This is a genomic window from Corallococcus exercitus, from assembly GCF_003611585.1.
Lineage (GTDB): Bacteria > Myxococcota > Myxococcia > Myxococcales > Myxococcaceae > Corallococcus > Corallococcus exercitus.
The window spans coordinates 1-9,666 of the sequence record NZ_RAVW01000371.1; the positions used below are offsets into that span (position 1 = coordinate 1).

The following is a 9,666-nucleotide window of genomic DNA, read 5'->3' on the forward strand; positions in this document are numbered from 1 at the left end:
CGGCCCCGCCCGCGCCCCCGGCGGTGCAGCTCTCCGGCACCGACCCTCGCGTGAGGGACCTGCTGAAGGGGCTCTCCAGCGACGCGGACTTCGCGCGCTGGCTGGCCGCCGAGGACCTGGCCCGCCGCTTCGCCGCGTCCGCGAACCTGATCGCTGACGGCCAGAGCCCGCGCATGCCCCTGTCCTTCATGGCGCCCGCGGGCCCTTTCCGCGTGACGAAACGTCGCGGCCACACGGTGACGGCGCCGGAAAGCCATACCCGGTACGACGGGGTGGCCCGCGTCATCACGTCGCTGGACTCAAAGGCCGTGGGGCAGGTGTATCAGGAGCTCAAGCCGCTCCTGGACGCCGCGCACGCGGAGCTGGCCCCGCCGGGCCGGAGCCTGGATGCGACCTTGTCGCAAGCCATCGGGCGTCTCACCCGCGTTCCCGTGCCGAAGACGCCCCCGGAGCTCGCGCCCAGGGGTGCGCTCTACGTCTACGCGGATCCGGGCCTCGAAGCGCTGGGCGCGGCGGAGAAACACCTGCTGAGGATGGGTCCGGAGAACATGCGCAAGGTGCAGGCGAAGCTCACCGAGCTGGCGACGGCCCTGGGCCTTCCGTCTCCGGAGCAGGCCCGCCAGCCGTAGTCCCCCGAGCCTCCCGGACGCGGGATGTCTTGCCTTGAATGGGCAAGCGCTCTACTCGCGGAGGAGGCTTGAGCCACGGCGGGATGTCTACCCCTGGCGCGCTTTACGCGACCTGCCGATCCAGGCGACTGTTCAGTTGCAGGCGAGACACATCTCGCCTCATTCCTTGAACACGTATGCCTTTGCGCCGGCGCTCGCCGCCAGCGGCAGCATCGCGAAAGTCAGAGGGGGAAGTCCGTGGCTGATACAGGTGGTGGCGCATCCCGCGACGAGGAGCTCGCCTCCCGTCTCGCGGCGATGAGCGTCCTGGAGACGCGGATGGCCCGGCTCGGCGCGGGCCAGACGCCCGTGGTGATGGCAGGCCCCTTCTTCCATGCGACGACCCCCGCCGAGGTCGAGCGCGTGCGGCGGTTCCGCGACGCCCAGTACCGGGCGAGGCTGAGCTACCTGCTGAGCCCCGAGCAGCTCCAGATCGACTGGCGCCTGGAGCTGGACGAGCGCAGCGCACACTTCCACGCCAGCCGCGACGGCCAGCTGGTGGGCAGCCTGCGCATCACGCCCGGCCCCTTCGAGTTCCAGGCGCTCGCGGCCTCCCTGGAGGGTGAGGCGTCCCGGTTCCAGGGCTACGCGGAGTTCAGCCGCCTGGTCGTGGACCCGGAGGCGCGCAGCCCCTCCGTCACGCCGCGCCTGCTCGTCGCGGCCTGCACCTGGGCGATGACGGAGGGCTACGTCGGCATCGTCGGGCTGTGCCGCCGGGCCGCGCGCACCGTGTTCGAGCGCTACGGGCTGGCCGCGGCCTCGGAAGAGCAGCACCGCGTGCCCATGCGGGGCCCCCAGCCCTACACGTTGATGGCGGGCACCTGGCCGCAGCTCATCGCCGCGAGCACCCGGATGTCCGAACGACTCACCCGCCTCCGGCTGAATGACTCACCGGACGCCTACTCCCGCTTGGTTGAGGTGGAACAGACATGACCGACACGACAAAGGCAGTCCCCGGCCTGGAGGCCCTGAAGCACCGCCGCTCCCAGGTCTGGGACGAGCTCCTGGCCCAGTCCCGCTTCGTCCGCACCGTCCAGCAGGGCGAAGTCACCAAGGCGCTCTACGCGCTGTATCTGATTGAGACGTATCACTACACGCGTCACAACGCCCGCAACCAGGCGCTGGTGGGCGTGCGCTGTGACGACGACCGGCACTACCAGAAGTTCTGTTTCAACCACGCGGAGGAGGAGGTCGGCCACGAGCAGATGGCCCTGCACGACGTGGCCAGCATGGGGCTTCAGCCGGGGTTCCCCATCCCGCGTGCCCTGCCGGCGACGGAGGTCCTCATCGCGTACCTGTACTGGGTCTCCTACCAGGGCAATCCCTTGCAGCGCCTGGGGTACAGCTTCTGGGCGGAGAGCTGCTACGACTACATCCGGCCGCTCCTGGGCAAGGTGCAGAAGACGCTGGGGCTCACCCCGGCGCAGATGACCTTCTTCGTCGCGCACTCGGACATCGACGCGGAGCACTCGCAGGCGGTCGACGAGATGATCGCAAAGAAGTGCAAGACGCCCGAGGACTGGGAGGACGTGGCGCAGGTGATGGAGACCAGCCTGCGGCTGACCTGGCGGATGATGGACGAGGTGTCGGACGCCTACGCCCAGCTCGTCGACGGGCGCAGCGAGCGGGCCGCCTTCCTCAAGGCGCTGTGAGCCTGACGCCATGGCACGCGCCTACTTCAGCCACCTGAACTATTCGCTCGGCGACGAGGACTCCAGCGTCGAGCTGCACGCCCTCCCGGCGGGAGCCCGGCACGTGGTGGCCGTCGCCGGCAGCGGCGGGCGCGTGGTGCCGCTCCTTGCCCGCGCGCCCCGGAAGCTGACGTGCGTGGACATCTCCGACACGCAGCTCGCGCTCACCGAGCTGCGCATCGCCGCGCTCCGCCAGCTGAACCACGCGGACTACCTGGGGCTCTTGGGCTACGAGGCCATGTCCATCCAGCGCCGGCTGGAGCTGCTCACCTCCCTGCCCCTCTCCGGCTCCGCCAGGACGGCCCTGGAGCCCGTGCGCCAGGCGGTGGAGGCCGGCGAGCGCATCGTCTACCTGGGCCGCTTCGAGGGGATGCTGCGCACGCTGTCGCGCTTCGTCGGGCTGTTCACCGGCCAGCGCGGGCGGAGGATGTTCGATCAGCCGGACGTCGCGGGGCAGCGCGCCTGGCTGGACACGGGCTTCCCCAAGGGGGCCTGGAGGCTGGTGCTCCTGTTGATGGGGAACTCGGCGGTGCTCAACTCGCTGCTCTACCGGGGGGACTTCCCGAAGAAGAACCTCCCGGGCAGCGCGTTCCGCATCTACTGGGACATCTTCGACCGGCTCTTCCGCACGCTGCCGGTGCGCTCCAGCTTCTTCCTCCAGCTGGTCTTCTTCGGAGAGCTCCGCTACCCGGAGGGCTATCCGATTGAATGCGACGCCGACGTCTTCCTGGCGGCGCAGCAGGCCGCGCGCAAGAGCGACATCGAGTACGTCCGGGGCGACATCATCCAGCACGTCCAGGAGCAGCGGGACGTGGACTTCGTGTCGCTCTCCGACGTGCCCTCGTTCCTCCCGCCGGACCGTGAGCGCGACTTCCTGAACGCGATGAAGCCCGGCCTCACGCCGGACGCCCTGGTCGTCACCCGGGGACACCTGCGCGTCGCCTCACCGGAGGTCCAGGGCTACGAGGCCGTCTCCGACCGCTACCAGGACGCCATCGCCCAGGAGCGCACGCAGCTCTGGCGGATCAACTTCTATCAACGACGTTCTTGAGGAGCGCCGTCCCATGCATGCCGTGAAGCTGACGAAGACGTTCGACGCGCAGGCGCTGGAGGCGGCCTACCACGCCGTCCGGCGCCACGTGGAAGCCCTGCCCGCGGGATACCCGGGCGAGGGCCATCAGGGGTGGACCTCCATCTGCCTGCACTCCGCCACGTCGGGAGCGTCCCCCGTGCTGAAGCAGGCCCCCTATCTGCGCGACCTGCTGTCGGGCCTGGGGCTGAAGCTGAGGCTGGCGCGGCTGCTGCGCCTGGAGCCCGGCGGCGTCATCCGCGAGCATTCGGACGCGTTCCTCTCCAAGCGCATCGTCCGGCTGCACATTCCCGTCGTCACGCACCCCGACGTGGAGTTCTTCGTGGGCGGGCAGCGGTGTGTCTGGGGCGCGGGGGAGTTCTGGTACGGCGACTTCTCGCTGCCGCACCACGGGGTCAACAAGAGCGCAGTGGCCCGCATCCACCTGGTGCTGGACGTGACGGCGGACGACGCCTTGCTCCACCTCTTCCCACCCCAGCAGGTCCCGCCGTCGCTCCAGGCGATGGGGAGCGAGGTCGCGGAAGCGGAGCTGGACCCACGCGTCGTCGAGCGCTTCGCCTTCGACTTCACCCTGCCCCAGGGCTTCAGCCTGCCGGGCACCGGCCTCGCGCCGCTGCCGTCCGAGGCGCGGGGCGGCATGCGCATGGTGGACAACGAGCTGTGCATCTTCGTCAACGAGCAGCCGATGCTGAAGGCCGTGCCGGTGTCAGAGGACACGGTGGACCTGCTCGGGATGGGACCGGAGGCACGCCTGCGCTACACGTTCCGTGGCGAAGCGGTGCGGGATGTGACGCTCACCGTGGGCACGACCCCGGTGTACTCGTTCGACGTGCGCCATGGCTCCGGTCAGGCTCATTGAGCACGCGCCTCCGTCCACGGAGGGCAGCGACAGCGCGAGGCTGGCGTCGAAGCTCGTCGGTCACTACGTCGAGCGCGGCACCACGCCCTTCATCGAGAACACCCGCCACCGCGTCCTGCTGGCGGACGTGGATGGCGAGGTGACGCCGCTCATCGTCAACGACGGCGCGGACAGCGACTGCTACCTGACGTCGCCGTTCATCAACTACATCACCTACGCGGAGGAGTTCGTGGCCTCCGTGAAGGAGCCGGGGACGCGACGGGCGCTCCTCGCGTTCATCCGGGCCGTGCGGGCCGTCATCCGCCCGGGGCACCTGGATCGGGTCGTCTACGTGAACCACTGGATGGTGGCCACGGGGCCGACGCTTCGCTTCACGCCGGAGCAGCTGGAAAGGCTGACGCAGGCGCTGAGGGAGCGCTTCCCGAAGCACGCCTTCGTCTTCAAGCGGGCCACCGCGGAGACGGCGGCGGCGGTGGCCCGCGAGTGCCCGGGCGCGGCGCTGCACGCCATCTTCAACCGGCAGATGTACGTGTGGCGGCACGAGGAAGGAAAGAAGCCGCCCCGGGAGTTCCGGCAGGACCGCAACCTGCTGAACCAGCACCGCGCGAACCTGCGCCGGCTCACGGCAGCCGACCCGGGCGTCATCGACCGTCTGCGCGAGCTGTACCGGGCGCTCTACATCGACAAGTACTCCGACCATAACGCCTTCTTCACGGAGGCCTGGTTCGAGGAGGTCTTCCGGCAGGGGCTGCTGGAGGTCTACGGCATCGAGGTGGAGGGCCGCCTCGCCTACTTCGTCACCTGCTTCGTCGCGGGCGGGGAGCTGATTGGCTCCGTGGTGGGCCACGACCCGGTGCTGTCGCGCAAGCACGGGCTGTACCGGGCGGGGATGAGCCACCTGATGCAGCTGGCGGAGGCGCGGGGCCTGCCGCTCAACCTCAGCTCGGGCTCCGGGCAGTTCAAGCAGAAGCGAGGGGCCACGCCGCTGACCGAGTACGAACTGCTCTGCTTCTCTCACCTCCCCTGGCGTGCAAGGCTGTCCTGGTCGTTGCTCCGACGCATCTACAACGCGGTTGGCCCCAGGGTGTTCTCCGCCCTGAGCATCTGACCGCCCTCGTCGAGGACCGCATGCTCTACACGCCCCGCACCTTCCAGGAGTCCGAGCTCCCCACGCTGCACGCGTTCATGAAGCAGCACAGCTTCAGCACCGTCATCTCGCACGGCTCCGGCATCAACGTCTCGCACGTGCCGCTGCTGCTGGTGCCCGGCCGGGGCGACAAGGGCACGCTGCTGGGACACGTGGCGCGCGCCAATCCGCACTGGAAGGACTTCGACGGCGAGCGGCCGGTCCTCTGTGTCTTCCATGGCCCCCACGCCTACATCTCGCCCACCTGGTACAAGGTGCGGCCCTCGGTGCCGACCTGGAACTACGCGGTGGTGCACGCGCTCGGACGTCCGCGGATCATCGACACGCCAGCGGGGCTCTCCGAGCTGATCGACGCGACGATCGCGGAGTACGAGCCCGCCATTGGAGTCCCCGGCCATGACACCCGCCTGTCCGATGAGCAGCGGGCGCGGATGCTGGAGCAGATCGTCGGCTTCGAGCTGCCCATCGAGGAGCTCCAGGGCAAGTTCAAGCTGGGCCAGAACCGCTCTGCGGAAGACCAGGCGGGAATGATGGAAGCGCTCGCGGGACAGGGCGGCGAGGCGCTGGCCCTGCTCGAGCTGATGCGCGAGCGGTCCCGCACGCGCACAAAACCCTGACGCAGTTCCTCTCTCCGGAGGCCCGAACATGGCACGGCAGCGCGTCCTCACCCCTTCCGAACCGCTGAAGCGGACGTGGGCGCTGAGCGCCGTGGACGTCGCGCTCAAGGACATGTTCGTGAGCTTCGCGGCGGTCTTCAGCGGAAGGCTCGACACCGAGCGCTTCACCCAGGCGCTCCGAGCGACGCTGATCCGCTACCCCTTCTTCCACGGCACCCTGAGGCAGCAGCAAGACGCGGTGCTCGTCGTCTGCCACCACCCGCCGCGCCCCGGGACCCGCGAGGGCATGAGCGCCGTCGGCCTGGACCTCGACGAGGTCGACGCGCCCTTCCCCACGGGAGACCGGAGGGTCCTCTACTCAGGGGACTTCGTCTCCAGGCTGGCCCCCGGGAAGCCGCCGGTCCACGACGGGCGCCGCCCGCTGCTGCACCTGAAGCTCACGCACTTCCGCGACGCCTCCGTGGTGGGCCTGAGCTGGAACCACGCGCTGACGGACCTGCACGGCATCTACGACTTCCTGCGAGCCGTCTCCGACGCCTACACCCACCCGGGCCACGAGCCCCGCGAGCCCCCGGTGTTCGACCGTCGCGACATCTGGAGGCACCTGGGCGAGCCGGGCGAAGCTGCCGGCGTCCAGCCCTCCAGACAGGGCCGTCACGGCATCGTCCACATCTCGCGCGCGAAGGCGACGCTGGGCATCGCGCGCTACCTGAAGCAGGCCGTGACGGACGCCGTGCCCGTCTGCCTCTTCCTGGACGAGGACGGCGTCGACGCCATCAAGGCCCGGGCGCAGGCCGCCGGCACGAAGGTGTCCACCAACGACGTGGTCAACGCGACGCTGCTGAAGTTCTTCGGCGAGTGCACCCGCGATCCGCGAGCGCCAACCGACGTGGGCCTGTACTTCCCCATCGACGTCCGCGAGTTGCTGGGAGCACCCCCGGGGTCGGTGGCCAACTGCCTGGGGAACGCGTCCGCGGTGCTGAAGCGCGCGGACCTGTGGAGTTCGAGCGTCACCGAGCTGGCCCTCCGCAACCGGGCCGTGGTGTCTGCCTATGGCCGGACGCAGCTGCGGGAGGACCTGCACTGGGCGGACTACTGGCGCCGCAACACGAGCCAGGGCAGCGTGTATCACCACTGGCTGCTCGGCAGGGACCGCGTCTATTCCTCCAACTGGACCAGCCTGGAGCTGGCGCACGTGCGCTTCGACGACGCGGCCTTCGTCACGCTGCTGAGGAGCTCGCAGCTCAACAAGTGGCTGCTGTTGCCGGCCTTCCACAGCACCGTCCTGCCCCGGATGGAGGACGGCCGGATGAAGCAGGTGGTGCGGGTGAGCGTCCGGCGGGAGCACTTCCGGACGCTGGCGCGGCACCTGGCGGACTGGCCCCACGTGCAGGAGGCCATCCGGCTGGACACCGGCGAACGGCTCAGGGCCGGGCCGTGACCGGCTGCTCCGACAGCGCCGGGTCTTGGAACACGGGGACGTCCTCCTTGAAGACGTTCCGCTCCACGGGAGGGGGCGGCTTCATCAGGTTCTGGGTGAGCCAGCCCAATCCCTGACGCTGCAGGGCGGACCGGTGCCAGATCCAGGCCGACACATGGACGGGCTGGGCACCGACGCTCATCTTCGGCCCGGCCGTGGTCATCCCCATGTTGACCGCCTTGCAGCCGTGCTCGATGGCGTAGCGGACGACCTCGTACAGCAACCGGAAGTAGACGCCCTCCTCCAGGGCCGCCTCGCGAGAGAAGCCGGTGCAGGAGAACCGGAGCATGGGTCCGTCGACGAACAGCAGCCCGAACCCGGCGACGCTGTCATCGGGCCTGCGGAGCAGCATCACCTTCGCCTCGGGCATGTCACTGGCGGACGCGAAGAAGCTCTCGGTGAGGACCAGCCGCCGGTACTGGGTGGCGCGGTCGTAGAGGGTCCGCCACAGCGCCGTGAGCTGGGGCGCAAGCTCCGCGAACTGTTCCACGACCTCGACGCGAAGCGAAGCCGTCTCCTTCATGCACCCCGCCAGTCGCCCCCGGTAGCGGGCCCGCATGTGGGCCTTGTATTCATTGAACGAGGTGAACGGCAGCGGGACCACGAACGCCGCCGGAAGCGGCGAGGGCACGAAGCCCAGGCGGCGGAGCACCTCCACGGCACCGGGCGCGGCCGTGGGCTCGATGTCCCGGATGACGACCAGCGACGAGCGCTGACGCTCCGCCTCCGCTTGCGCCCAGCGCGCCAGGGTCGTGATGGCTTCGGTGCTGGACAGCGACGAGCGCACCGGGAATCCCACCCCGGCCGGGTTGCCGACTTCGATGACGCCGTACTTCAGGAAGCGAGGAGCCGCGCCGCGCACCAGGTGGACGGCCTGCTGGATCCGCTCATTGCCGAGGTCCGCCCCATCGATGGTGTTGCGATACGTGGCGGCGACCCCCACGGGCTGCCCGCGCCCGTCGCTGAGCGTGACGGGTACCTGATGGAACCCTTCCATCTGGATGTGCTGGGCGCACTTGAGGAAGCGCTGGCTGAGATTGAAGTGTCCCTCGGGAACCCAGCAATCCCAATCACGCGCGCCTCCGTCCTTCCAGAACGCCCCACCGGCTTCCCGGACCGTCACTCCGCCGGAGCCGTGCTCGACGGATGAAAGCCTTTCGGCGCTGCTACCGCGCATGTCATTCCTCCGCGGACATCGGAGGCGGAACAGTGCCCTGGCGCCCCATGACACGGGAAGGCTCCGGCGGGTTGCCGGCGGTCTGTCACAAAACCCAACCGTGACTCCGCGGCGATGTCAGACGCGCGTCCCAGGATGTCGCCGTGTTTCATTCAGCCCGGCCTGTCCATCCGGTATCGTCTCAAGAGCGCGTCGAACTGGTGGATGCCCTGCGCGGCTTCGCGCTGTGCGGTGTCTTCGTCTCGAACTCCTTCCTCTGGTTCGGAGGCCGCAACCTGCTGCCCCCCGAGCAGCTCCAGGCCCTGGGGTCGCCGCTGCCGGAGCTGGTGACCGGCGCCCTGTACCTGTTCTTCGTGGCGCACAAGTTCCTCAACCTCTTCGGCTTCCTCTTCGGGCTGGGCTTCTCCATCCAGCTGTCGCGAGCGGAGGACAGGGGCACCTCGCATGTCCCGATCCATCTGCGGCGGATGGGGGTGCTGTTCTGCTTTGGAGCGGTGCACCTGCTGGGGCTCTGGCTGGGAGACATCCTCCACCTGTACGCGCTGGCGGGCCTGCTGCTGCTGCTCTTCGCCGGAAGGTCGGACCGGACGCTGTGGCGCTGGGTGGTGGTGTTGCTGGGAGTGACGCCGCCCCTGGTGCTCGCGCTTCAGCTGTGGGGGCCGGGAGCGGCTGCGCCTGTCCCTGAATCGGCGCTGCGGGCCGAGCTGCTGACGGCGCTCTCCAGTGACTCGGTCTGGAGGGCGCAGGCCGGAAACGCCCGCTACGTCTGGCGGACGTGGTTCAGCTCCCCCCGGGTGCTCATCTGGCTCGCGCTCATCCTGGGCCGCTTCCTGCTGGGCCTGCTGGCGGGGCGGCACCGGTTGCTGCAAGACGTAGAGCGACACCGCGCCCTGCTCCTGTCTCTTCTACACATCTGACGCTGCCGACGATAAGGCGC

General features: G+C 69.3%; 10 protein-coding genes. 9 read left to right on the forward strand and 1 reads right to left on the reverse strand.

Going from position 1 to position 9,666, the window contains the following annotated elements:
- The 8 genes from D7W79_RS32450 to D7W79_RS32485 all read left to right on the forward strand — a co-directional run.
- Positions 1-629: DUF3014 domain-containing protein (locus tag D7W79_RS32450; RefSeq protein WP_120529238.1), on the forward strand; the 629-nt coding region annotated here is incomplete at its 5' end.
- Positions 630-866: 237 nt separating this feature from the next.
- The gene (locus D7W79_RS32455; RefSeq protein ID WP_147442155.1) at positions 867-1,601 is read left to right on the forward strand and encodes a GNAT family N-acetyltransferase; all 735 of its coding nucleotides are present in this window, start codon (positions 867-869) and stop codon (positions 1,599-1,601) included.
- Positions 1,598-2,320: an iron-containing redox enzyme family protein gene (locus tag D7W79_RS32460; RefSeq protein ID WP_120529240.1), complete on the forward strand. Its 723-nt coding sequence runs from the start codon at positions 1,598-1,600 to the stop codon at positions 2,318-2,320. The genes D7W79_RS32455 and D7W79_RS32460 overlap by 4 nt, the downstream gene beginning before the upstream one ends.
- 10 nt (positions 2,321-2,330) lie before the next feature.
- The gene (locus D7W79_RS32465) at positions 2,331-3,410 is read left to right on the forward strand and encodes a DUF3419 family protein (RefSeq protein ID WP_120529241.1); all 1,080 of its coding nucleotides are present in this window, start codon (positions 2,331-2,333) and stop codon (positions 3,408-3,410) included.
- A gap of 13 nt (positions 3,411-3,423) precedes the next feature.
- Positions 3,424-4,308, forward strand: coding sequence for an aspartyl/asparaginyl beta-hydroxylase domain-containing protein (locus tag D7W79_RS32470; RefSeq protein ID WP_120529242.1), 885 nt, complete (start codon positions 3,424-3,426; stop codon positions 4,306-4,308).
- Positions 4,286-5,416, forward strand: coding sequence for a GNAT family N-acetyltransferase (locus D7W79_RS32475; RefSeq protein WP_120529243.1), 1,131 nt, complete (start codon positions 4,286-4,288; stop codon positions 5,414-5,416). Before D7W79_RS32470 ends, D7W79_RS32475 begins: the two co-directional genes overlap by 23 nt.
- A 20-nt stretch (positions 5,417-5,436) precedes the next feature.
- Positions 5,437-6,072, forward strand: a complete 636-nt coding sequence (locus tag D7W79_RS32480) for an FMN-binding negative transcriptional regulator (protein WP_120529244.1) — start codon at positions 5,437-5,439, stop codon at positions 6,070-6,072.
- A 28-nt stretch (positions 6,073-6,100) separates the two neighbouring features.
- Positions 6,101-7,513, forward strand: coding sequence for an acyltransferase (locus D7W79_RS32485; protein ID WP_120529245.1), 1,413 nt, complete (start codon positions 6,101-6,103; stop codon positions 7,511-7,513).
- Here D7W79_RS32485 and D7W79_RS32490 read toward each other — a convergent pair.
- Positions 7,497-8,729, reverse strand: coding sequence for a GNAT family N-acetyltransferase (locus D7W79_RS32490; protein WP_120529246.1), 1,233 nt, complete (start codon positions 8,727-8,729; stop codon positions 7,497-7,499). The two genes, D7W79_RS32485 and D7W79_RS32490, sit on opposite strands and share 17 nt — an antisense overlap.
- A gap of 200 nt (positions 8,730-8,929) precedes the next feature.
- Between D7W79_RS32490 and D7W79_RS46520 the strand changes: the two genes are divergently transcribed.
- The gene (locus tag D7W79_RS46520) at positions 8,930-9,646 is read left to right on the forward strand and encodes a DUF418 domain-containing protein (protein WP_120529247.1); all 717 of its coding nucleotides are present in this window, start codon (positions 8,930-8,932) and stop codon (positions 9,644-9,646) included.
- Positions 9,647-9,666 lie beyond the last annotated feature (20 nt).

Coding starts and splice junctions, on each gene's coding strand:
- D7W79_RS32470 (WP_120529242.1), top strand. CDS start 3,424: ATGCATGCCGTGAAGCTGACGAAGACGTTCGACGCGCAGGCGCTGGAG.
- D7W79_RS32490 (WP_120529246.1), bottom strand. CDS start 8,729: ATGCGCGGTAGCAGCGCCGAAAGGCTTTCATCCGTCGAGCACGGCTCC.
- D7W79_RS32480 (WP_120529244.1), top strand. CDS start 5,437: ATGCTCTACACGCCCCGCACCTTCCAGGAGTCCGAGCTCCCCACGCTG.
- D7W79_RS32475 (WP_120529243.1), top strand. CDS start 4,286: ATGGCTCCGGTCAGGCTCATTGAGCACGCGCCTCCGTCCACGGAGGGC.
- D7W79_RS32465 (WP_120529241.1), top strand. CDS start 2,331: ATGGCACGCGCCTACTTCAGCCACCTGAACTATTCGCTCGGCGACGAG.
- D7W79_RS32485 (WP_120529245.1), top strand. CDS start 6,101: ATGGCACGGCAGCGCGTCCTCACCCCTTCCGAACCGCTGAAGCGGACG.
- D7W79_RS32460 (WP_120529240.1), top strand. CDS start 1,598: ATGACCGACACGACAAAGGCAGTCCCCGGCCTGGAGGCCCTGAAGCAC.